The organism is Providencia sp. UF-183 (genome assembly GCF_058246155.1).
The window spans coordinates 21,988-45,166 of the sequence record NZ_JBSICD010000004.1 but is presented as its reverse complement, the minus strand read 5'-3'; the positions used below and the strand labels follow the sequence as shown (position 1 = coordinate 45,166).

General features: G+C 42.1%; 19 protein-coding genes. 3 read left to right on the top strand and 16 right to left on the bottom strand.

The window, feature by feature from the left end; all coding sequences use genetic code 11:
• The first annotated feature begins 171 nt into the window (after nucleotides 1-171).
• Nucleotides 172-2,211 carry a bifunctional tRNA (5-methylaminomethyl-2-thiouridine)(34)-methyltransferase MnmC2/FAD-dependent 5-carboxymethylaminomethyl-2-thiouridine(34) oxidoreductase MnmC1 gene (mnmC, locus tag AC4IFT_RS04525; RefSeq protein WP_490750714.1) on the top strand — a complete coding sequence of 680 codons (2,040 nt, stop codon included), beginning with the start codon at nucleotides 172-174 and terminating at the stop codon, nucleotides 2,209-2,211.
• Between the two features lie 35 nt (nucleotides 2,212-2,246).
• Here mnmC and AC4IFT_RS04520 read toward each other — a convergent pair whose 3' ends face one another.
• The 11 genes from AC4IFT_RS04520 to hutI form a co-directional block, all read right to left on the bottom strand.
• A complete protein-coding gene (locus AC4IFT_RS04520; protein WP_490731415.1) occupies nucleotides 2,247-2,765 on the bottom strand; it encodes a GNAT family N-acetyltransferase in 519 nt (172 codons plus the stop codon).
• 69 nt (nucleotides 2,766-2,834) lie between these two features.
• Nucleotides 2,835-3,107, bottom strand: coding sequence for a YfcL family protein (locus AC4IFT_RS04515; protein ID WP_219247140.1), 273 nt, complete (start codon nucleotides 3,105-3,107; stop codon nucleotides 2,835-2,837).
• Between the two features lie 27 nt (nucleotides 3,108-3,134).
• Entirely contained in the window at nucleotides 3,135-3,683 is a 549-nt protein-coding gene (locus tag AC4IFT_RS04510; protein ID WP_490750713.1) for an elongation factor P hydroxylase, read from the bottom strand.
• A gap of 17 nt (nucleotides 3,684-3,700) precedes the next feature.
• Nucleotides 3,701-4,504 (bottom strand): TSUP family transporter, encoded by an 804-nt coding sequence (locus tag AC4IFT_RS04505; RefSeq protein ID WP_273803701.1) that lies wholly within the window; start codon nucleotides 4,502-4,504, stop codon nucleotides 3,701-3,703.
• Between the two features lie 173 nt (nucleotides 4,505-4,677).
• Nucleotides 4,678-5,766, bottom strand: a complete 1,089-nt coding sequence (gene aroC / locus AC4IFT_RS04500) for a chorismate synthase (RefSeq protein ID WP_490750712.1) — start codon at nucleotides 5,764-5,766, stop codon at nucleotides 4,678-4,680.
• Between the two features lie 113 nt (nucleotides 5,767-5,879).
• On the bottom strand, nucleotides 5,880-6,812 hold the full coding sequence (gene prmB, locus AC4IFT_RS04495; protein ID WP_490731421.1) for a 50S ribosomal protein L3 N(5)-glutamine methyltransferase: 933 nt from the start codon (nucleotides 6,810-6,812) through the stop codon (nucleotides 5,880-5,882).
• A gap of 212 nt (nucleotides 6,813-7,024) precedes the next feature.
• A complete protein-coding gene (locus AC4IFT_RS04490) occupies nucleotides 7,025-8,416 on the bottom strand; it encodes an amino acid permease (RefSeq protein WP_490731423.1) in 1,392 nt (463 codons plus the stop codon).
• Between the two features lie 90 nt (nucleotides 8,417-8,506).
• Nucleotides 8,507-10,039 carry a histidine ammonia-lyase gene (gene hutH, locus AC4IFT_RS04485; RefSeq protein WP_219247128.1) on the bottom strand — a complete coding sequence of 511 codons (1,533 nt, stop codon included), beginning with the start codon at nucleotides 10,037-10,039 and terminating at the stop codon, nucleotides 8,507-8,509.
• Nucleotides 10,040-10,051: 12 nt separating this feature from the next.
• The gene (gene hutU / locus AC4IFT_RS04480; RefSeq protein ID WP_490750711.1) at nucleotides 10,052-11,731 is read right to left on the bottom strand and encodes a urocanate hydratase; all 1,680 of its coding nucleotides are present in this window, start codon (nucleotides 11,729-11,731) and stop codon (nucleotides 10,052-10,054) included.
• A 327-nt stretch (nucleotides 11,732-12,058) separates the two neighbouring features.
• Nucleotides 12,059-12,790: a histidine utilization transcriptional repressor HutC gene (gene hutC / locus AC4IFT_RS04475; RefSeq protein WP_490731429.1), complete on the bottom strand. Its 732-nt coding sequence runs from the start codon at nucleotides 12,788-12,790 to the stop codon at nucleotides 12,059-12,061.
• Nucleotides 12,791-13,089: 299 nt separating this feature from the next.
• Nucleotides 13,090-14,328 (bottom strand): imidazolonepropionase, encoded by a 1,239-nt coding sequence (gene hutI, locus AC4IFT_RS04470; RefSeq protein WP_490750710.1) that lies wholly within the window; start codon nucleotides 14,326-14,328, stop codon nucleotides 13,090-13,092.
• 218 nt (nucleotides 14,329-14,546) lie between these two features.
• Between hutI and smrB the strand changes: the two genes are divergently transcribed.
• The gene (gene smrB / locus AC4IFT_RS04465; RefSeq protein WP_490731433.1) at nucleotides 14,547-15,092 is read left to right on the top strand and encodes an endonuclease SmrB; all 546 of its coding nucleotides are present in this window, start codon (nucleotides 14,547-14,549) and stop codon (nucleotides 15,090-15,092) included.
• A 20-nt stretch (nucleotides 15,093-15,112) separates the two neighbouring features.
• Here smrB and sixA read toward each other — a convergent pair whose 3' ends face one another.
• The 4 genes from sixA to AC4IFT_RS04445 form a co-directional block, all read right to left on the bottom strand.
• Complete coding sequence (sixA, locus tag AC4IFT_RS04460; RefSeq protein ID WP_490750709.1) at nucleotides 15,113-15,595, bottom strand: phosphohistidine phosphatase SixA; 483 nt, start codon at nucleotides 15,593-15,595, stop codon at nucleotides 15,113-15,115.
• 325 nt (nucleotides 15,596-15,920) lie between these two features.
• Nucleotides 15,921-18,110 carry a fatty acid oxidation complex subunit alpha FadJ gene (gene fadJ / locus AC4IFT_RS04455; RefSeq protein WP_490750708.1) on the bottom strand — a complete coding sequence of 730 codons (2,190 nt, stop codon included), beginning with the start codon at nucleotides 18,108-18,110 and terminating at the stop codon, nucleotides 15,921-15,923.
• Nucleotides 18,110-19,429 carry an acetyl-CoA C-acyltransferase FadI gene (gene fadI, locus AC4IFT_RS04450; RefSeq protein ID WP_490750707.1) on the bottom strand — a complete coding sequence of 440 codons (1,320 nt, stop codon included), beginning with the start codon at nucleotides 19,427-19,429 and terminating at the stop codon, nucleotides 18,110-18,112. The genes fadJ and fadI overlap by 1 nt, the downstream gene beginning before the upstream one ends.
• A gap of 271 nt (nucleotides 19,430-19,700) precedes the next feature.
• The gene (locus AC4IFT_RS04445; protein WP_275074618.1) at nucleotides 19,701-19,997 is read right to left on the bottom strand and encodes a YfcZ/YiiS family protein; all 297 of its coding nucleotides are present in this window, start codon (nucleotides 19,995-19,997) and stop codon (nucleotides 19,701-19,703) included.
• 353 nt (nucleotides 19,998-20,350) lie between these two features.
• On the opposite strand from AC4IFT_RS04445, the gene fadL reads away from it, so the two are divergent.
• Entirely contained in the window at nucleotides 20,351-21,634 is a 1,284-nt protein-coding gene (fadL, locus tag AC4IFT_RS04440) for a long-chain fatty acid transporter FadL (RefSeq protein WP_490750706.1), read from the top strand.
• A 555-nt stretch (nucleotides 21,635-22,189) separates the two neighbouring features.
• On the opposite strand, the gene mlaA is transcribed toward fadL, so the two are convergent.
• Nucleotides 22,190-22,942, bottom strand: a complete 753-nt coding sequence (gene mlaA, locus AC4IFT_RS04435) for a phospholipid-binding lipoprotein MlaA (RefSeq protein WP_206082411.1) — start codon at nucleotides 22,940-22,942, stop codon at nucleotides 22,190-22,192.
• Nucleotides 22,943-23,179: the final 237 nt, after the last annotated feature.

The window sequence follows — 23,179 nt, the reverse complement described above, 5'->3', positions numbered from 1 at the left end:
CGGGATTACAGGGTGTCACTTTAGCTTACACTTGTACGCTGAACAAGTCCGATCAGGGTAAATTTTTGTATTTTTTTCTCTACGGCAGTAATAACACTTTTTTATGACAGTAGCCTTACACGACTATCAGCGGTAAAATTTAGCGATTATTTGGTGATCATAGGCTTTATCGTGAAAAAGAGCGCAGTACAAACCGCACGCCTTAGCTGGAATGATGAAGGCACTCCCATGTCTGAGCAATTTGCAGATATCTATTTCTCTAACCAAAATGGGTTAGAAGAGTCCCGCCATGTTTTTTTGCACGGAAATCATTTCCCTGAGCGTTTTAAGACCCATTCTGGTGAAACCTGCGTGATCGCTGAAACAGGATTCGGTACAGGTTTGAATTTTCTCGTTTTATGGCAATCATTTGTGCAGTTCAAAGCTCAGGATCCACAATCCCCCCTTAAGCGGTTACATTTCATCAGTTTTGAACAATTCCCCCTAACAAAAGCGGACTTAATTGCTGCACATCGATGCTGGCCTGAGCTTTCTGCGCTATCTACCGAATTATGTGAAAACTGGCCGCCTGCATTAGCGGGTAACCAAAGAATTATTTTGGAAAATGGTGATATCACATTAGATTTATGGTTTGGGGATGTTAATGAGCAAATATCGCTTCTTAAAGACAATTTAAACAACAAGATAGATGCTTGGTTTTTGGATGGTTTCGCACCTTCTAAAAACCCACAAATGTGGAGTGAACACCTGTTCGCTACAATGGCGAAACTGGCTCGAAAAGGTGCAACATTCTCCACATTTACCGTGGCTGGCTTTGTCAAACGCGGGTTGCAACAAGCAGGATTTACACTGCAAAAAGCCAAAGGCTTTGGGCAAAAACGCGAAATGTTAACAGGCATATTAGCTGAAAACACTTACCAGAGTTCAATGCCGTGGAGTAAAAGGCAACCTGCTGATAACCCGCATGATATTGCCATTATTGGTGGTGGGCTTGCTAGTTTAACTGCCGCCTACTTTCTTATGAAACGCGGCGCCAACGTCACACTGTATTGTAAAGATGCCAATGTTGCCCAAAATGCATCGGGTAACCGCCAAGGTGCTATTTACCCTTTATTAACAGGCGCGAATGACCCTCTCGAACGTTTTTTTGTCAGTGCTTTCCCATTTGCTAAACTCTTTTACCACCAGCTTGCCACCTTGGAAATTCCCTTTGATGGTCAGTGGTGTGGCGTTACTCAGTTAGCCTATAACGAAAAAATCGCCCGTAAAATTGCGGGAATGCTAGATACCGATTGGCCTGAAGATTTTGCCGTGGGTAAAAACCACCAGCAACTCAATGATATTTGTGGCGTTGATGTCAATTACGATGGTATTCATTATCCATCTGGTGGCTGGCTCTGCCCTGCTGATCTGTGCGAGGGCTTGTATCATTATCTGCAACACCAAGGTGTTCAGTTTTATTTCAATCATGATGTCACGGCATTAGTGCAAAACGAACGCGACTGGCAATTGAAGATAACAACACCAGAACAAAACGAGCTAACACGTGTACACCCAACTGTAGTTATTGCTAATGGCCATAAACTGCGCCAATATTCACAAACCGTTAATTTGCCCATAAACGCGGTACGGGGGCAAGTCAGCCATATTCCGACCAACCCAATGCTGCAAAAACTTAAAAATGTGTTGTGTTTTGAGGGCTATTTAACCCCTGCGGACAATACAGGCAAGCAACATTGTTTAGGCGCCAGCTATCAACGTGACTACCTCGATTTAGACTACAATGAAGCTGAGCAGCAAGCTAACCGCCAAAAGCTGATTGATAATTTACCCGATGTTTCATGGCCACATGATATCAATATTTCACAACAACAATCGCGCCAAGGCATTCGCTGCGTCATACGTGACCATTTTCCACTCTTAGGAAACGTGCCAAATTATGAGCAGCATTTAGCTGCTTATCATGATTTGCAGGCAAAAATCGCAAAGAGCCAACCCATTGAGGATGCCCCCGTTTACCCCAACTTGTTTATCTTTGGTGCGCTGGGCTCAAGAGGGCTATCCACCGCCCCACTGTGTGCGGAAATTCTTGCTTCACAGATTTTTGGGCAGCCTCTACCATTAGATGATGAAACGTTGGCTGAATTGAACCCAAATCGTTTTTGGGTAAAAAAATTGCGGGTAGGCCGCCCCGTAAAAATACCTTACTAACAACCAACTGGCAGGCCTATAAATTTAAGCCTGCTTTAAGTTAATTGAATTGCCATCGCACAGCGGTCTGTTGCTTTGAACCCTGCGTCGATTTCAGCTTGTAAAATATCACGCAGTGCGTCAGTTAGTTGGCTTTCATCAATTATTTCAAAACCTAAGCGTTGGTAATAAGGTGCATTCCAAGGTACATCGCGGCAAGTGGTCAACGTTACAGTCGCTATATTACGTGCCAACGCCGCATCCAAAACCTGCTTGATCAGTTTTTTACCCAGCCCCTGCCCTTGCCATTGTTGGCAAACTGAAACCTCACAAATAAACAGGCTATCATGATGGATTTCAGCATTAATAAAACCAATGGGTCTACCGTTATCATTCACTGCCACCCATTCTAATTGCTTGGCAATAAAATCAAGGTGATCTTGCTCTGTTTGCCCATCACCTTCAGCAAGCCATTTATATTTTTCAATAGTCGTGAATGCCTGCCCAGCGGAGGCTTCAACCGCAGGGAGGTATTTGGCATCTGCCAATTTAGCTAAGCGAGTATGCGCCATCATGTTTACTTATCACAAAATTTAGCTAACAAAAAAGCGGGTTTCCCCGCTTCCAATTCATAACACAGAAAATTAAATTGCGTTATTTAATAAATTTTTCCACATACCTAAAACCAAAATTTGGTCAGGGGGTGTTAACTCACCCGCTTTAATGGCAGTTTGAATACTTTCTTCAACGCGTTGATACAACGCTTCTGAGCTGGTTTCGTTTTCTTCTTCAAGCTCAGCCACAGCAAGGGTTAAGTGACCACGCAGATAGCCGCCTGCGAATAATTCATCGTCGCTAGCGTGTTCAACCATATCATCAATTTTTGTCAGTATGCGTGTTTCTAAATCCGCAAGCATGCTTAATCCTTACTTTAAATGTGTCAATCAGGCAAAAATGTCTTCCGGATAGGGAAAGTCTTCTGCACAAAGTGGAGGCGTATTGTAAAACGATTGTAACGCATTAATAAAGCATAATGGGCGCTCAGGAATGCCATTTTGCAAATAAGTCATCACTTGTGTATGAACTTTGCGCATAAATGCGATGCGATCGGGTTCAAAATTCCCTTCCAAATTATCGCAGCTAACATTAAAAGGAATTCCTACTACAACACAAAATAGCCAATCAAGGGCTTGAGGCTTTATTTCAACGACTTCAAACTCACATTGTGTTTTTTCATCACGCCCATCAGGGCAATACCAATAACCGTAATCTACCTGCTGGCGCCGTGCTTCACCCGCGATACACCAGTGAGAAATTTCATGCAACCCGCTGGTAAAAAAGCCATGGGCAAACACAATACGGTGATAAGGAACGGCCTCATCGGCAGGTAAATAAATGGGTTCATCGTCCCCTTTTACCAGCTTGGTGTTATAAGTTTCACCAAAACATCCATCAAAAATATTAATCAAGTCCTGATAATTATGTTTACTCATGAATAATTTAAATCATCTTAAAATAATGAGAGGAACCAAGCTTTAATCACATCACCATGGCTATCGTGGAGTAACTTAATACTCATCAATAACGAAATCACCACAATCATCGGCCTGATCAGTTTTTGTCCTTTAGTTAGCACCAAACGAGCGCCTAATCGTGCGCCTATCATTTGGCCCGCCAGCATAACAAAACCGAGCATCCAAAGAACATGACCTCCGATAATAAAAAACACTAAAGAGCCGAAATTGGAGGCGAAGTTGAGTAATTTTGCATGAGCAGTGGCTTTTGCCAGATTATAACCGAGCAGCAGCACATAACCTAAAGCCAAAAATGAACCTGTACCCGGCCCAAATGCGCCATCATAGAAGCCCAGAGTCATACCAATAGCCACGCCAAAAAATGGCATGCTCACACGTTGCTGCCTATCTTGCACACCGATTGATGGCGTTAATAAAAAATAGAGACCAACACAGATAACCAATACGGGAAGCAACTGCTTAAGGAAGGCGGTATCAATCATTTGAATAACAATCGCCCCGAGCATCGCACCAAACATTGTCATAATGAAGGGGAATATTTGCTCGCGTAGGTCAATCGCTTTGCGCCTAACAAAATATAAAGTAGAAGAAAATGACCCGCCAACTGCTTGGAGCTTATTGGTCGCTAACGCTTCAACAGGTGTGATACCAACGGACAACAGCGCGGGTATCGTTAATAACCCGCCACCGCCCGCAATGGAGTCAATAAAACCAGCAAAAAGTGCAACAAAGAAAAGTAAGGCATAAACTTCAGGTGCAACGGCGGTTAGCCAATCCATTTTTCAATCCAAAAATGAGAAACATCATGATGTTAACGCGTAATTTATCGCAACTTTGCATTGCGATATCACAACCCAGATGAAATATTTTTAAGGAGGTGTCATCCAAACCTTCATTTTAGAAGAGCGACTAACTGCTTCGCTCCTCTGATAACATTAGCTATTTTTTACTGTTATTCAAATGGTTGCATTGCAGGAGTCACATCCGCACACTGACCACGGTGGCGCAAGAAATGGTCCATTAACACAATCGCCAACATCGCTTCTGCGATAGGCACAGCGCGGATCCCCACACAAGGGTCATGGCGACCTTTGGTGATCATATCCACTTCTTCACCATCACGATTTAATGTTTTACCTGAAACTGTAATGCTTGAGGTCGGTTTTAAAGCAATATGGGCAATAATAGGTTGGCTGCTGCTAATCCCCCCTAAAATTCCCCCAGCATGATTTGACGTAAAACCTGCGCGGGTAATTTCATCACGGTTTTCACTGCCTTTCAGGCCAATAACGCCAAAGCCATCACCAATTTCCACCCCTTTAACCGCATTAATGCTCATTAGTGCATGGGCAATATCCGCATCTAATCGGTCAAATACAGGTTCGCCTAATCCAGCAGGAACATGCTCAGCAACAACGGTAATTTTCGCACCAATGGAGTCGCCTTCTTTTTTCAAGCCACGCAGTAATTCATCAAGGGCGTCTAATTTGCTAGGGTCAGGGCAAAAGAATGGGTTTTCTTCAACGATTGACCAATCTTTAATTTCACACTCAACAGGGCCCATCTGTGTTAAACAACCGCGAATTTGAATACCTAATTTCTCTTGCAGGTATTTTTTTGCAATGGCACCAGCAGCAACACGCATTGCGGTTTCACGTGCTGATGAACGCCCACCACCACGGTAATCCCGTTGACCATATTTCTGCTCATAGGTGTAATCGGCATGCCCTGGCCTAAAGACATCTTTGATTGCACCGTAGTCTTGTGAACGTTGGTCGGTATTTTCAATCAACAGGCCAATGCTTGTCCCTGTGGTGATACCATTAAATACACCCGAAAGAATTTTAACCTGATCAGGTTCACGGCGCGCTGTTGTATAACGTGATGTACCTGGGCGGCGACGGTCTAAATCGATTTGTAAATCTGCTTCTGTCAGTGCTAACCCCGGAGGTACGCCATCGACGATGCAACCTAATGCCACACCGTGTGACTCACCAAATGTGGTCACACGAAACTGTTGCCCAATTGAATTTCCAGCCATCGGAGTTTCCTATTTTAAGCCGTTCTTGAATACCAAGAATGTGGTTGTTAATAATGATGTTGTTATGTTGTTCTTATTGATTACCCTATACTAATCCATCGTGCAACTATTGATTAATCAATATATAAATCAAAATGCGCATGATGCTCAACTAGCTGTTCACGCGTTAACATAAATACGCCATCACCACCGTATTCGAAATCTAACCAAATAAATGGGATCTCTGGGTATTGTTCAATGAGATGCACCATACTGTTACCGACTTCACACACCAGAATTCCCTCTTCAGTGAGAAAACGCGGCGCATTTGCCAGAATTCGACGTACCAGTTTTAAGCCATCACTACCCGCAGCAAGTGCTAATTCAGGTTCAACACGGAATTCCTCTGGTAAGTCCCCCATGTCCTCGGCATCTACATACGGGGGGTTCGTGACGATGAGGTCATATTTTACCTCTGGCATATCACGGAATAAGTCTGAACGGATAGGTACTACACGGTGATCTAAACCGTGGTTAGCGATATTTTCTTCGGCAACAGCAAGAACATCACTAGAAATATCAACCGCATCCACTTCTGCATCAGGGAATTCATAAGCACACGCAATAGCAATGCAGCCGCTGCCAGTGCATAAATCTAAAATAGTCTGTGGTTCATCTGCTAATAACCCAACAAAGTGGTTATTAATCAGCTCTCCAATTGGTGAACGTGGGATCAGCACCCGCTCATCCACATAGAATTCATGGCCGCAGAACCATGAACGGTTGGTCAAGTAGGCCACTGGAATACGGTCATTAATGCGGCGTAAAACACGCTCAATAATACGGTGGCGCTCAGTTGGCGTTAAGCGCGATGTGAGAAGTTCATCCGGCAGATCTAACGGTAAATAAAGCGTTGGCAACACTAATTGCAGCGCCTCATCCCACGGGTTATCGGTTCCGTGGCCATAATATACATTGGCGGCATTAAAACGGCTCATCGTCCAACGTAAAATATCCTGAATGGTATGAAGTTCTGCAACAGCTTCATCAACGAAGATCTTTTCCAAGAAGGGTTTCTCCAGCGTGATTTTTGAAAGGGAAAATGCGAATAGCTAAAGTTTGCCACGAAGTGAAAGACAAATCAGCAGATTAATGCAATAAAATAATTAACAAAACGACCAAATCGCACCTTTGAATAGCAATTTGATGCAAAAATGCCCTTTAAGACGCTAAAGGGCATGAATGAAGATACCAAAACAATCAGAGAAAAATGGCGAGATTAACTTTCACTTTGGACGAGCGCTTCCGTTTCTTTTGCAGGCTTTTTAACCCATAACGCATAAGCGATAGTTAATAATACTAACCAACCGATACCAACATACAAGGCAATTCGAGTACTTTCGAAATAACCGAGCACACCAAAGATAAACACCATAAAAGCAATCGCGAGAATTGGTGCAACAGGCCACATCGGCACCGGGAATTTCAATTGACTAATTTCTTCAGGAGACATTTTTTTGCGCATCGCAAATTGTGACAGCAAAATCATCAGCCAGACCCAAATCGTGGCAAATGTCGCAATGGATGCAATCACGACAAACACATCATCAGGAATAACGTAGTTCAAGACGACACCTACTAACAGAACTCCCACCATTACGAGCACGGTCATCCATGGCACACCATTTTTTGTTAGCTTAGTGAAGGCTTTCGGTGCTTGTCCTTCATGCGCCATCCCGTACATCATGCGCCCTGCACCAAAAATATCGCTATTGATCGCTGATATCGCCGCGGTGATCACCACCACATTCAAAATATTTGCAGCGGACTGTATCCCTAAGCTATCGAAAATTTGGACGAATGGGCTACCTTGTTGACCAATTTGGTTCCATGGGTATATACACATCAATACAAATAACGTCAGGACATAAAAAAGTAAGATACGAATTGGTACGGCGTTAATGGCCCTTGGGATCGTCGTTTCAGGGTTTTTCGCTTCACTTGCTGTAATACCTATAACCTCAATGCCCCCGAACGCAAACATCACTACGGCAAATGACGCAATCACCCCACCTATTCCATTCGGCATAAACCCGTCATGAATAAATAAGTTAGATACACCCACTGCATGGTCTGCTGCCTGACCAAAGCCAAACAACATAATTGCAGCACCGCCCACTATCATCGCAATAATCGCCACCACTTTGATAATGGAAAGCCAAAACTCCATTTCACCAAAGGTTTTTACGTGGCATAAGTTAATCGCACCGATAAAAAATATAATGCTGAGCACCCAAATCCATTGTTCAACTTCTGGGAACCACAGTTTCATATACACGCCGAATGCCGTGACATCTGCGAGACAAACAATTAGCATTTCAAATACATAAGTCCAGCCAGCAAAAAAGCCAGCTCTAGCACCTAAATAATGGCTTGCATACTGGGAAAAAGACCCCGCCAGCGGGCGGTGAACGGCCATTTCACCGAGTGCACGCATCACCATAAATACGGCCGCGCCACCAATGATATATGCCAGCAGGACCGCCGGGCCTGCAGTTTCTATCGCTTTTGCTGAACCGTAAAATAGCCCTGTACCAATCGCAGAGCCAAGAGCCATAAATCGAATGTGGCGCGCAGAAAGCCCTCGCGCAAGTTGTGATGTGCTTTGCATGATTTATCCTTCGTATTATTTTATTAGTCGTGCAGATAAATACTTCAGGCGGCCGATACATTGCCGGCCACCTTTTATTTGCTTGATGTGCTATTTAGGGAAGACGGTCCCTACCGTAAAGAGTGTTGAGAGTTTGTGTTGATTAATGAGGTTTATTGCCGCTTCAATATCAGGGGCAAAATAGCGGTCTTTATCATAGTAAGACACTTGGTCACGCAGTGTTTTACGTGCTTTTTCGAGTGCTTCACTTGATTTTAACCCTTCACGGAAATCCATCCCCTGACAAGCGGATAACCACTCTATTGCCAAAATACCCGTGACATTTTTTGCCATTTCCCATAAACGACGACCCGCCGCAGGTGCCATTGATACGTGATCTTCCTGATTTGCAGAGGTTGGTAAGCTATCAACGCTAGATGGGTGTGCTAATGCTTTGTTTTCGCTTGCTAATGCAGCGGCTGTCACCTGCGCAATCATAAAGCCCGAATTCACACCGCCATTATTGACAAGGAATGGCGGTAATTGGGACATATGTGTGTCCATTAGTAATGCAATACGGCGTTCTGACAAGGCACCAATTTCAGCCAGCGCAAGAGCAATATTATCTGACGCCATCGCCACAGGCTCTGCGTGGAAGTTCCCGCCTGAAATAATGTCACCGTTATCTGTAAAGACCAGCGGGTTATCTGACACTGCATTCGATTCAATTAAAATCACCTCAGCCGCTTGGCGAATTTGTGTTAAACACGCGCCCATCACTTGCGGTTGGCAACGTAGTGAATAGGGGTCTTGCACTTTTACGCAGTTTTCGTGGGATTTGGCTAATTCACTCGTTGGCGATAAAATTTCACGGAACATGGCTGCCACATCGATTTGCCCCTTTTGCCCACGAACTTCTTGTACACGTGGGTCAAATGGTTTACGTGAACCTAGCGTGGCTTCAACACTTAATGCACCGCAAACAATACCTGAAAGCAGGAGTTTTTCCGCTTCGAATAACCCTTTAAGCGCAAATGCAGTTGAGGTTTGCGTTCCATTTAATAATGCCAAACCTTCTTTAGCTTCTAATTTCAATGGCGACAGGCCTGCTTTTTCCAGTGCTTTCTTCGCTGAAATCCATTTACCTTCAAAACGGGCTTTACCTTCCCCTAATAAAATCAAACTCATATGTGCTAAAGGCGCTAAATCTCCTGATGCCCCAACAGAACCCTTAGCTGGAATGAACGGATAAACTTGCGCATTCACTAATGCGATCAGCGCATTAATGACTTCAAGGCGGATACCTGAAAACCCCCTCGCTAAGCTATTGATCTTTAGAACCATAATCAAGCGAACCAGTTCATCATCAAGTGGTTCGCCAACACCTGCCGCATGGGACATCACAATAGAACGTTGTAATGACTGTAAATCTTTCGTGGCAATACGGGTGTTTGCAAGCAAGCCAAAACCTGTATTGATACCATATGCAGTTTTATCTTCCGCGATGATCTTATTGACGGTTGCAACGCTTTTCTCAATCGCAGCTTGTGCACGTTTATCAAGGGAAACGGTCACTGTTTGTTGGAAAACAATACGTAACTCATCGAGTGTCATTTTTCCTGGATGGATAGTTAACTTAGTCATTAATGGCACTCCTTAGCGAGTTTTAATCATAGGTAAATTAAGGTTTTTTTCTTTCGCACAATCAATTGCAATCTCATACCCTGCATCCGCATGGCGCATAACCCCTGTTGCAGGGTCATTGTGAAGCACACGCGCAATGCGTTCAGCCGCTTCATCGGTTCCGTCACACACAATGACCACACCGGAATGTTGCGAAAAGCCCATGCCAACGCCACCACCATGGTGTAGTGAAACCCACGTAGCGCCACTAGCTGTATTCAATAATGCATTGAGTAATGGCCAATCTGATACGGCATCAGAGCCATCTTTCATGGATTCTGTTTCACGGTTTGGACTTGCGACAGAACCTGAGTCTAAATGGTCGCGCCCAATGACTATGGGTGCGGAAACCTCACCACTTCTAACCATTTCATTGAATGCTAAGCCGAGTTTTGCTCTATCCCCTAGCCCTACCCAGCAAATACGCGCAGGTAATCCCTGGAAGCTAATACGCTCACGCGCCATATCCAACCAGCGATGTAAGTGTTTGTCATCTGGTAATAATTCTTTAACTTTAGCATCCGTTTTATAAATATCCTCAGGGTTGCCTGATAAAGCTACCCAACGGAATGGGCCAACTCCACGACAAAATAACGGGCGGATATACGCAGGAACAAAACCTGGGAAATCAAATGCATTTTCCACGCCCATTTCCAATGCCATTTGACGAATATTATTGCCATAATCAAACGTTGGAATGCCTTGTTTTTTAAACGCGAGCATGGCTTTGACATGTTCAGCCATGGATTTTTTCGCAGCTAACGCGGTGCCTTGCGGGTCTTTTACGCTTTGCTCTCGGTATTCATCCCACGTCATGCCAATCGGTAAATAGCCATTTAGTGGGTCGTGAGCACTAGTTTGATCTGTCACCATATCGGGTTTTACTCCGCGTTTAACCAGCTCAGGCAGGACTTCTGCGGCATTTGCACACAACGCAATAGAAATAGCTTTACCTTGCGCGGTGTATTTTTCGATACGTGCAAGTGCATCATCAAGATCAGTTGCTTGCTCATCAATGTAGTGAGTTCTTAAACGAAAATCGATACGGCTTTGTTGGCATTCAATATTAAGTGAACAAGCCCCTGCTAATGTGGCAGCTAATGGTTGAGCACCGCCCATTCCACCTAAGCCAGCAGTTAACACCCAGCGCCCCGTTAAATCACCATTAAAATGCTGACGAGCAGCTTCAACAAACGTTTCGTAGGTTCCTTGCACAATGCCTTGGCTGCCGATGTAAATCCAACTCCCCGCGGTCATTTGCCCGTACATTGCTAAACCTTTTGCATCTAGCTCATTGAAATGCTCCCAGTTTGCCCAGTGCGGAACTAAGTTTGAGTTAGCAATTAATACGCGTGGCGCATTCGAATGTGTTTTAAATACACCCACAGGTTTGCCTGATTGCACAAGCAACGTTTCGTCGTTTTCAAGTTGCTTTAGTGATTCAATGATTTGGTCATAGCATTGCCAGTTACGTGCAGCGCGACCAATTCCGCCATACACCACCAGCTCATGGGGGTTTTCAGCAACATCAGGGTCAAGGTTATTCATTAACATTCTCAGTGGCGCTTCCGTCAGCCAACTTTTTGCCGTTAATGTATTTCCGTGCGGCGCTCTAATTTCGATATTTCTGTATTTATTATTCAGTGCTGTCACTTGTATACCCTCTTTTATCGAATCATTGGATACCATTCATGTTTATATAGATATAGTTGTATATACATGTACGATCAATCCATTTTTTAACATAAAAATTAAAAAAATTTGATATTAAAAGGTTTTTTTACCTGAAAAAACATTGAGATGAATATTTTATATTTTTTATAAACGCTGTTTTTTTCTTCTAAATTTGCCTACTCGATCACATTTATTTCACAACAAATTTACACTTAATAAGTAGAGAATTAAAAATGATGAATTGTGTTTAGTGGAGGGTAAAACGGAAATTTGTATTAAACAAAATTCCGTTTATCAATTAATGAGTTAAGAGGAAAAACTGCCTTTAAGTTTATAACGATGCCCAGGGAACAATAATTTCGTGCTTGTCACAATATAAGCTTGCGACCATGTACGTCGAGTAATCAATAAGCACGAAGCACCAACATTTATTTGTAGCAACCTTGCTGAGCGCTCATCGGCCTCAATAGCTTCAACTATATGTTCACCTTGGGTCAATGGCGCCACTTGTGATAAATAATCGTGAGGTGTGATCGACAAAAAGTTTTGCTTAAGGTAATCAGGTGCAGCTAACGCATTCACATAACGGTCTTCAATTTGCACTGGCACATCATTTTCCATATGGATAATCACCGAATGAAAAACAGGGGCTTCAGTAGGAATATTAAGTTCACTTGCTAGTGCAGCAGAGGCTTGAATTTCTTCGAGTTTAATAATCCGACAGCTATATTTGTGATTCCTTGCAAGAATTTCAGCTTCAATACTGTGAATTTCAAATAATGCGGATTGCCCTTTTGGTTCAGCAACAAACGTCCCTACACCTTGTAAACGAACAAGCAGCCCTTCCGCTGTTAATTCTCTTAAAGCACGGTTAGCTGTCATTCGGCTACATTGAAATTGAGAAACGAGTTCAGACTCAGACGGAATACGGTCATTCGTACGCCATTCCGCGGTGTGTATTTTTTCAATGATTGATTGCTTTACTTGCAAATAGAGTGGAACTGGCGTTCCTGATTTATTTTTTTGTTCGGCTGTCACTGTTCATTCCAAATTAGTCATTAAAATCTTGAATGTGCGCATGTTATTTTAATCATCACGCAACACCGCCTTAGTGCTATCGGATATCGTCATCCTGACAGTCGCGAATAAAATTCATCATTTTTAAAACACGTTAGTTGTGTAATTAAACAATGATGCTTAATAAAAAATTAAAAACAAAATACTGCCCGTATATAGTGACCACTTACACTATATACGGCAATAAGAACTTTATTAATTAATTATGGCGATTATCACGCCAATTTAAATGTCTTTTTTTATGCTAACGGTTATCAATATTATTGGTTATGGTGTGTGATTTGCCCTTGATAGACACGTATATGCATCGGGTTACTCCCCTGCTCATATATCATTTCTACAGGCTCTTTGGCATTCCAAACAATAAAATCTGCGGTAAAACCAGCTTTTAACTGACCATGAGTGTGTTCTTTCCCTAAAGCTTTTGCTGCATGACGGGTCACTCCAGCCCAGATTTCCTCTGGCGTTAATTTAAATAATACTGCCGCCATATTCATGATCAGGCGTAATGATGCAAATGGGCTTGTTCCAGGGTTAAAATCCGTTGATATCGCCATTGGTACTTGGTGTTCACGTAATAAGTCAATGGGTGGCAACTTCGTTTCTCGTAAGAAATAAAATGCACCGGGTAACAACACAGCGACTGTTCCGCTTTCTTTAAGTGCTTTAATTCCAGCTAAATCTAAGTACTCAATATGGTCAACCGATAGACCATGATAGCGTGCAACTAACCCACTACCACCGAGATTAGATAATTGCTCAACATGGCCCTTCACCGGTATGCCTAATTGCTGGGCAGCGGCAAATAATTTCTCACTTTGCTTAAGAGAAAAACCAACACTTTCACAAAACACATCAACAGCATCAAATAGCCCCTTATTCCATAATTCGGGCATAATTTTTTGGCAGATAAGGTCAATATATTCGTCTGGTTTACCTTTAAATTCTGGCGGTACCGTATGAGCAGATAAGAGCGTTGAAGAAATGGAAATAGGATATTCTGCAAGTAATTTTTTTGCGACCCGCAATTGTTTTTCTTCGTTTTGGTAATCAAGTCCATAACCTGATTTCATTTCAATGCTCGTCACACCTTCACGAATTAATGCATCTAACCTTGGCTGCGCTTTTTCAAATAGCTCTGTTTCGCTCATTTGCCTTGTAGCACGAACGGTTGAGTTAATTCCACCGCCCTGTGCACTTATAGTTTCATAAGAAACACCATTCATACGCTGCTCCCATTCAGAAGCGCGATCTCCGCCAAAGACTAAATGAGTATGGCAGTCAATCAAACCAGGAGTAATTAGTTTTCCTTTTACATCAACAACCTGACATTGATTTTGTTCAATTTCCTTTGGTGGTAAGATTGCAATAATTTGGTTATCACGAACGACTATGTCATGATTTTCGATTAGCCCGTAAGGCTCAATCCGATCTGGGTCCATTGTCGCAATACGACCATGACGCCAGATCACATCTTGCGGTAGCGTTTTAAATAACATCAGTTTTCCTATTGTCGTGGCAGGTTGATTTATTAGTTTGAAAAATAATGGTATAGATATGTATATACAATTAGACTAGTTATACACCATTTGTCAATCTCTGCGACTCAAAAGGTAACAATTTTGTTATGTCACGCTAAAAAATGCATTTGTCCCCATATCTCACGAAAATAGGTTACACTAGTGACCTGCAAAATGGCTCTATACATATTATTAAAATGACGAAAAATAAATTTGGACTGAAAGATGATGAAATTCATCTATTTAAAGAAGCAATTCGCGGCGCAAAAAAAATTAATCAGGATCAAGTCCTGCATGCTCCCGTGCGTGTGAAAGTCACGCAACCTTCTGAAAAAAAAATGAAACAGGAACAAGTCGATGCATCTTTCTACTTTTCGGACGAATTTCAGCCACAATTAGACAATGAAGGTCCTACTCGTTATTTAAAACCTGATTCTAACCCTTATGAGCTCAAAAAATTACGTCGAGGAGACTACACGCCAGAGCTGTTTCTTGATTTACATGGGTTAACTCAGATGGAAGCTAAGCAAGAAATTGGCGCGCTGATAGCAGCTTGTAAACGTGAAAATGTCTATTGTGCCTGCATCATGCATGGGCATGGCAAACATATATTAAAGCAACAGACACCACTATGGCTTGCACAACATCCTGATATTATTGCGTTTCACCAAGCGCCTAAAGAATGGGGTGGCAATGCAGCTTTGTTACTTTTGATCGAAAATGAAGAGAGCACTCGTCGTTAAGTGCTCTGTTTAGCGAGAATTTATTTAGCAAATAATAATTGAGATGGACTTAGCATCCATTCAACATCACTTTTTTGGTGAACCAAATCCAATTCAATGCATGCAATCGTTGATGTTGTAAACATCGGCGGTTCTTTCTGCGGACAAAGCTCTGACACTAGATACCCCACTAACGGTAAATGGGATACAACCAAGATTGCCTTTGCACCTGTCACCGCTAAATCGCGTATATGGTCGGCCACAAAAGCCGCATTTCCACCTGGGGTTAATTGCGCTAAAACTTCATTTGTCGATGGAAGTTTAAGGTGTTCACTTACTGCTTTTTCAGTTTGTAATGCTCTTAGATAAGGGCTAACCAAAACAGTATCAATCTCAATGCCGCGATTTCTCAACCACTCAGCCATTAATACTGACTCATCTATTCCCTTTTGTGTTAATGGCCTTTCGGCATCGCTTGGTGCATGTAACGCCGCATCGCCGTGACGCATAATATAAACTTGCATAATCCACCATCTGAGTAGCCTACTTACGTAAAGTGGCTATTCTTTTTGTTAAGATAATTGTTGTAAAAGTAACCATCAGTTGGGGTGAAAAGTGATTCTGCATTAAATGACCAACAATTAAAATGATTTAAATGACTTTTTATTGATTTTTTAACGTGCCTTTATCAAAACATAACTCCAGTTAATTAAATCTACCGATTAAAAAAGCCTGATAACTGAATGGATTAATATTCAGCTCAGGCTTAACGCTTTCCTTACGCTCAACCGCATTATTAGCTTATCGTATAATGCTATTAAGCCCCAAAAACGACCTAGTTTTCAGTTGTTATTCTTGACCATCAACTGAATAAAACGTTTGGTTGTTCTCTGCCATTTGACACAATAAATCACACGGTTGGAATTTATCGCCATGGCGTGTTGCAAGCACTTTTAGTGTCTCGACCGTTTTTGTGATGCCAAAATTATCCATATACCTGAACGGACCGCCAAAAAATGGTGGGAAACCAATACCAAAGACGGCGCCAACATCACCATCCCTTGCACTGCGAATAATTTTCTCATCAAGACAACGAGCCGCTTCATTTAGCATCATCATCACGCAACGTTGGGCGATATCTGTCTTACTTAAATTATTTTCTGGCACGATGCCGATAAGAGAATAAATCGATTTATCCACTTGGCGTTTTTTATTTTTCTTCCAAAATAGTAACTTAGGTGAAGAATGGCCGTACTCATAAAAGCCTTTTCCGTTTTTCTTACCTTTGCGGTCATCTTTTACAACTTTATCTAGGATATCTGGTGCTTTGAATCTATCCCCAAATCGTCCTACTAAAATAGGTAAGATTTTAGTGCCGACATCAATACCAACTTCATCGAGTAAATTAAACGGCCCTACAGGGAAACCGAACTCAACTAATGCACTGTCAATATGATCGATAGACTCACCTTCAATAAGGCACTGCGCCGCCTCGCATAAAAAAGGGGCAAGAATTCGATTAACATAAAAACCCGCATCATCACCAACCACAATCGCCGTTTTACCTTGGCGCTTAGCGAATGCGACCACTGTAGCAATTGTTGTTTCATCCGTTTGTTTATGTGGAATAACTTCAACCAATGGCATTTTATCGACGGGACTGAAATAATGTAAACCAATGACACGCTCTGGATGTTGGGCATTAGCGGCTATTTGGTGAATAGGTAATGAAGATGTATTCGATGCAAAAATAACATCCTTTCTCGTCATTTTTTCAACATCAGAAACCATCTTTCTTTTCAGCGCTAAATCCTCAAAAACAGCCTCAATAATGAGATCAGCGGTTTCTAACCCCTGATAATTCAATGTTCCTGATATTTTAGCCATTGTTGCAGCACGTTCGCGCGCCAATAATCGGCGTTTGCTCACTCGCTGGGTCAATAAGTCCCAGCTATATTTCAAAGCCTGAGCAATGCCTTTTTCTGATATATCCTTAATTCGAACAGACGCTTTTCCTTGCGTTGCGCTCACATAGGCAATCCCCCCGCCCATTAACCCTCCGCCCAACACCCCCACTTGGTTAACGTCAAGTGGCTTAGCGTGTGCACCGGTTTCATTCTTCAACGCAGTAACAGCAAAGAATAAATTGCGTAATGCAGCTGACTCGGGGGACATCGCTAACTCACCAAATGCTTTGGCCTCTTCGGCAAACCCTGCAGATGACCCTTGATTCATCCCCGTTTTTACCGCATGAATGATTTTTTCTGGTGCAGGGTAATGGCCTTTGGTTTTACTCAATACTTTTTGCTTTGCCCCATTAAACACTTGGTTGCGAAGTAATTTGCTACTCAGTAAACGTTGCTGCCAATGAATAGCTGGTCGTTGAATACCGCCTTTTTTAACCATTTTAACGGCGACATCTAATAGAATTGACTCAGGGACAACATCATCAACAAGGCCCAATTTAAGTGCTTGTTTAGCTTTTAACTGGCGACCCGTTAACATCAAATCTAACGCCTGGGGAATACCGATTAAGCGTGGCAAGCGCTGCGTACCACCAGAGCCAGGTAATAAGCCTAACTGAACTTCAGGCAAGCCGAGGCGCGTTTTATCATCATTTGAACACACCCTTGCATGACAGGCTAATGCCAACTCTAAACCGCCACCTAAACATGCTCCATGGATAGCGGCAATAATCGGTAATGGGTAATTATCGATTTTATCAAAGAGTATATGCCCTGATTTTGATAGCTCACTGGCTTGCGCCTTCGATTCACAATGCGCAATCATGCTGATATCGGCGCCTGCAATAAAGTTATCTTTTTTGCCCGAGGTGATCACTAACCCCTTTAAGCCCGAAGTGGATTGTGCTTTTTGTAAGATTGCAAGAAATTGCTCAGCAAATTCAGCTTTTAGTGTATTAACCTTTTCATTTGGAACATCAATGAAAATCACACCTACATTTTCATCATAAATTTCTAATGAGAAAGCTTGCTGTGCCTTATCTATCACCAATTCCGTAGTAGAATTTTGCGTCATTATTCCACCTCTAAAATCATAGCTGCACCCAAACCACCCGCAGCACAAGCTGTTGTTAAACCAAAGCCACCGCCACGACGACGAAGTTCATTCAGTGTTTGTGTCACCATTCTTGCACCCGTAGCCGCAAACGGGTGACCATAAGCGATAGAACCGCCGAGAACATTAAATTTGTCCATGTCTATCTCGCCAATGGCGTTTTTTAAACCTAGTTTGTCTTGTGCAAATTGGCGACTACCAAACATTTTGACGTTAGCCAATGTTTGAGCCGCGAAGGCTTCATGCATATCAATTAACGTGAGATCTTGTAAAGTTAACCCCGCACGTTTCAAGGCAATAGGCGTTGCATAAGATGGCCCCAATAGCATATCTTCCCATACATCAATCGCGCTAAAAGCATAGCTACGAATATAACCTAGTGGGGTATAACCCAATGCTTTTGCCCTTGATTCTGTCATCATCAATACAGCGGCTGCACCATCTGTTAAAGGCGTGCTATTCGCCGCGGTGACACTGCCATGCTTGCGGTCAAATGCAGGTTTTAATTTAGCGTAAGAAGATAAGACGGAGTTACCTCGTACATTGTTATCTTGCGAAAAGGCTTGCTTAAAAGGTGGCATATACGCCGTCATGACTTCATCATTCAATAAACCACCTTCCCACGCTTTAGCCGCAAGAACGTGGGAACGATGCGCTAACTCATCTTGTTGTTCTCTCGTGATGTGGTAGCTTTTCGCCATTTGCTCCGCGGTGTCCCCCATGCGAAGCCCTGTCGAGTATTCAGCTACTCCAGGCGCAACGGGCATTAAGTCTTTTAAGCGTAATTTTGTGATAAGCGATAATTTTTGCCCAACCGACTTTGCCTTACTCAGTGCAAGTAACGTTGCTGCTAATTTTTTTGAAACGCCTATTGGTAAAACTGAAGAAGAGTCAGCCCCGCCCGCAACCCCAACGGAAATATCCCCAACCATCATACTTTGAGCCACATTCACAATGGCTTGAAAGCTTGTCGCACACGCCCTTGAAACACTGTATGCATCCGTTGAAACGCTCATCCCTGTGCCAAGCACTATTTCCCGCGCAATGTTGGGTGCTTCAGGCATTTGAACCACTTGACCAAAGACAAGTTGTTCAATCAGCTGATTATCTAAATCGCTACGAATTAATAATTCAGCGACAACCGCTTTGCCTAAATCCACAGCAGCAATGCCTTGATAGGCCGTTGACTGCTTTGCAAACGGTAAACGTAAGCCACTAACAATGGCAATGCGCTCTTTTGTTGAATATGTACTGTCACCATGGTGGGAATGTTGATTCATGGTCGCTCCTGCAAAGCATAAATAAAAATTATTGTTTATTTTTTCACGATGGGCCGAAAGAGGTCTGACCTGTAATGATTGTTAACATAACTTTCACAATTATCAATTGCATTGACTAAAAAATGGGAGCGCGCACGCAAGTTGGTATAAAAATAGTGCTGAAAAGAAAAGGAATGGATTTAACAAATATAAAAAACCCTTCTATTACTTAGCATCTAATAAAAGGTGCTATCACTATAGAAGGGTTCACTTAATGAATTCAAACGTTTGATTAACGAAGGCCTAACTGAAAAATCAGACTTTCAGCTTCACAGCTAAAACTAAATTCTGCGCTCAGTTCAACACCGCCATCAACTTGTTTAAAAGTATGATTAATCGCACAGGGATCTGACTCAACAGACTTCGCTTTTTCTGTGAGCATCTTCAACATGGATTCCGCTTCACCTTGGGTGGCAAAAACATGCTGATACGACGCAGTACAGTCTTTATTATCCAGCACTGTGCCTACATCCACACAACAGCAAGCTGCTGTTTCATCCGCACTACAACGGTTAATCGCATCAGTCATTTTACTCTCCAAATAAACAAACTGTTAAGTGGCTATCATAACGCTGAAAAAGTGGTAAAAACCAGTATGTATCAAAACTTATTGCTAATAATTAAACATAAGTTTGATCTTACCCCGTATTTGATTATTTATTACTCCAAAACAGTCACCCAATGTTGCTATTTTGTTAAATACATCGCATTTTTGAAAACGAAGTCACAATAAATACAAAACAAGCTTGCAACATATTGGGTGGTCAGACCTATACTCTAGTAACTGGTCTGATTTGTCATGACGGCAATGGACCCTACAATTCTGCGCTTCTTGCGATAGAAGTCGCTTTATTTAAAATAAAACATAAGAGGGTTTTGGTCATGAGCCAGAAAAACCTGTTTTCGAAATCAGCTTTAGCAATAGCAGTGGCAATTGTATCTTCTAACGCCGGCGCGGCGGGTTTCTTACTAAATGAATATTCTACATCCGCACTGGGACGCGCATTTTCGGGAGCTGGTGCGATGGGCGACAACGCAAGTGAAGGGAGCCGTAACCCTGCTGCGATGATGCTATTTGACCGACCATCTCTGTCTGTAGGCGCGGTGTATATTGACCCAAGTGTTGATATTAAAGGTCGTGATAACAGCGCATTTACTGCTAATGATATCGCGCCAAGTGCCGTTGTGCCTAATGCGCATTTTATTTTCCCAATTAATGATAAATGGGCTGTTGGTACGTCCATGACAACAAACTTCGGTTTAGCGACCGATTTTCCAAAAAGTTATGCAGGTGGGCCTGTTGGCGGAAAAACTGATTTAAAAACTGTTAACTTAAATTTAAGTGGTGCATACCGCCTAAATGATAATTTTAGCTTTGGTTTAGGTGCTAACGCTGTCTATGCTGATGCTGAAATTACTCGTCATGTAGGTATAGGAGCTGCAAAGCTTCCTCCGGCATTAGGTGTTACACCAAGTACAACTGCTGCGAAATTAAAAGGTGATGACTGGGGTTATGGCTGGAATGCAGGTGTTTTATATGAATTCAACCAAGATAACCGCCTAAGCTTAACTTACCGCTCAAAGGTTAAAGTTAAATTTGAGGATGGCAAATTCTCAAATGACTTACCAGCAATGGCAGGTGGACTGGCTGGTTCTAGCGTTAAAGGAAAATTGGATCTTAACCTACCAGATATCTGGGAGTTTTCTGGTTACCATAAAGTCGCACCAAAATGGGCTCTACACTATAGTGCAGCCTATACAGGCTGGAGTGAGTTTAAAGAACTCACAGCTTATCAAAAAAGCAATGGTAAAGAACTGTTTCATAAACCTGAGCACTTTAAAGATGCTTGGCGTTTAGCACTTGGTACTACTTATTTTTATGATGACAGTTGGACTTTCCGTACAGGTATTGCCTATGACCAAACTCCTGTACGTTCAGAATACCGCTCTATTTCGATTCCTGACCAAGACCGCTATTGGTTAAGTGCGGGTACAACCTATGCATTTAATGAAAATGCCTCTGTTGACGTTGGTATTGCCTATATGTATGGCAAAAAAGTCAATATCAATGAAATGCTAAAAGAAGGTGATCCAAGCACAACTACTCGCTTCAAATCTGAAGGCTCTGCTTGGTTATACGGCGTGAACTTTAACTACGCATTCTAATAAATCGAATGCTTAACTATCGGGGAGGCAACTCCCTGATAGCCCTACTATCCCACTATTCAAAAAAACATCCCTATCATAAATTTATCTTGACACCTTACTACTCATATATGTAGATTAATTGTTAAATAAATAATTTGCATTCTAACAACTGTTTTCACGTTGAAAATTAGCCTTATAAGCTTCTTTTAAGATAATTCCTTTTATATTTCATTAGATTACCTTTCTTTCTCTGAATGTTCTTATTTGCAAGCACAATCTATACACATATTTTAGAATACAGATACACAAAAAATACGTATCCATTCATCAAACTGTATTATTAATGCGATACATTCGCAGTAAAAGTACAAAAGAGGCCACAATGACAAAAACGTAGGAGGTTTTATGGGAACATTATTTACAGTAGGATTTATTGGGGTGTTAGGGGTAATCGCCTTGATTGACACTGTTACCCAACGAGGAAAGCGAGACAATGACTAGCTGTTAATTTATCACTCTCACGTTTTAATACAGACAAGAGAGTGATAAACCTTCCTGAGTCAATTCACTAAATTAATCAATCGAATCAAGATCCCCTTCAATCGCAGCCGCATTTGGGTTTTCAGTTGCTTTCAATACGCCGCCATTTGATAAGAAATCATTTCGTTGGAAGTAAGCTTCACGCATCATCAAGTACGGGTCTGAAGAGTTTTTAAGTAATCCATCTGAATCCAGCAGTCGTGCTCTTGTTTCTATCCCTTCAAGCGCCCATTTACCAGCGGACATCCAAAATGTCAGGTAACTTAACATTGGGTATAAACCATCCGCTAAATCCCCACCTTCCTCACGTGGTGTTGCGCTCCCATATCCGGGTAAAACGACATAAGGGCCATAACCGACATCATAGTAGCCAAGTGTATTACCGAAACGTTTAGGATCTTCTTTGGCTAACTGCGGGTTTGCCATTGTTGCCACATCAATCAACCCACCCATACCAAAGACAGTATTTAGGAAGAAGCGGTTAAAGTGTTTAAAACCTTGAGTCACTTCCCCGCGCAAGAAACTATTCAGCATACTCGCGGGTTCTTCAAGGTTAACAAAGAAGTTGGATAAGCCATTACGCGCAGGCATAGGAACATAATCATTCCAAGCTACAGCAACAGGTCTTAAGACATAAGGGTCTAAAACATTGTAGTTGAAATTAAACATTGCTCGGTTAAAACCCTCTAATGGGTCTGAACGTTCTTGCGTATCCGGGTCAATATTACTTGCACAACCTGCAATTAATACACCCGCTAGAAAAACGCTAGTCATGCGAAACTTCATAACACCCTCTCCATTCCCTGCACCGTCCTGCTATGGTACTTTCCACAATATTCACGAATTTGATAATAATAAGGTGAAAAAATTAATTTTGTTAACCGTTTTGAGTGATTATACAGATGAACTTTTAATTATACCCTAGTTAATCATGCCATTATTATAAGAATTATGAGCAATTAGCACAAAAACCATTACTTTATATTTCTGTAAATTAAGAAATCAATTATCAAATTGAAAAAC

Excerpts from the sequence above, each read along its gene's own strand:
- AC4IFT_RS04445 (WP_275074618.1), bottom strand. The coding sequence starts at position 19,997 with ATGACTGATGCGATTAACCGTTGTAGTGCGGATGAAACAGCAGCTTGC.
- AC4IFT_RS04515 (WP_219247140.1), bottom strand. The coding sequence starts at position 3,107 with ATGCTTGCGGATTTAGAAACACGCATACTGACAAAAATTGATGATATG.
- AC4IFT_RS04520 (WP_490731415.1), bottom strand. The coding sequence starts at position 2,765 with ATGATGGCGCATACTCGCTTAGCTAAATTGGCAGATGCCAAATACCTC.
- AC4IFT_RS04505 (WP_273803701.1), bottom strand. The coding sequence starts at position 4,504 with ATGGATTGGCTAACCGCCGTTGCACCTGAAGTTTATGCCTTACTTTTC.
- hutH (WP_219247128.1), bottom strand. The coding sequence starts at position 10,039 with ATGACTAAGTTAACTATCCATCCAGGAAAAATGACACTCGATGAGTTA.
- AC4IFT_RS04510 (WP_490750713.1), bottom strand. The coding sequence starts at position 3,683 with ATGAGTAAACATAATTATCAGGACTTGATTAATATTTTTGATGGATGT.
- AC4IFT_RS04490 (WP_490731423.1), bottom strand. The coding sequence starts at position 8,416 with ATGCAAAGCACATCACAACTTGCGCGAGGGCTTTCTGCGCGCCACATT.
- smrB (WP_490731433.1), top strand. The coding sequence starts at position 14,547 with ATGACGAAAAATAAATTTGGACTGAAAGATGATGAAATTCATCTATTT.
- fadI (WP_490750707.1), bottom strand. The coding sequence starts at position 19,429 with ATGAATCAACATTCCCACCATGGTGACAGTACATATTCAACAAAAGAG.
- aroC (WP_490750712.1), bottom strand. The coding sequence starts at position 5,766 with ATGGCTGGAAATTCAATTGGGCAACAGTTTCGTGTGACCACATTTGGT.
- hutI (WP_490750710.1), bottom strand. The coding sequence starts at position 14,328 with ATGTTATTTAAAACGCTACCGCAAGATGTGATCTGGCGTCATGGTCGT.
- mlaA (WP_206082411.1), bottom strand. The coding sequence starts at position 22,942 with ATGAAGTTTCGCATGACTAGCGTTTTTCTAGCGGGTGTATTAATTGCA.
- fadJ (WP_490750708.1), bottom strand. The coding sequence starts at position 18,110 with ATGACGCAAAATTCTACTACGGAATTGGTGATAGATAAGGCACAGCAA.
- sixA (WP_490750709.1), bottom strand. The coding sequence starts at position 15,595 with ATGCAAGTTTATATTATGCGTCACGGCGATGCGGCGTTACATGCACCA.
- fadL (WP_490750706.1), top strand. The coding sequence starts at position 20,351 with ATGAGCCAGAAAAACCTGTTTTCGAAATCAGCTTTAGCAATAGCAGTG.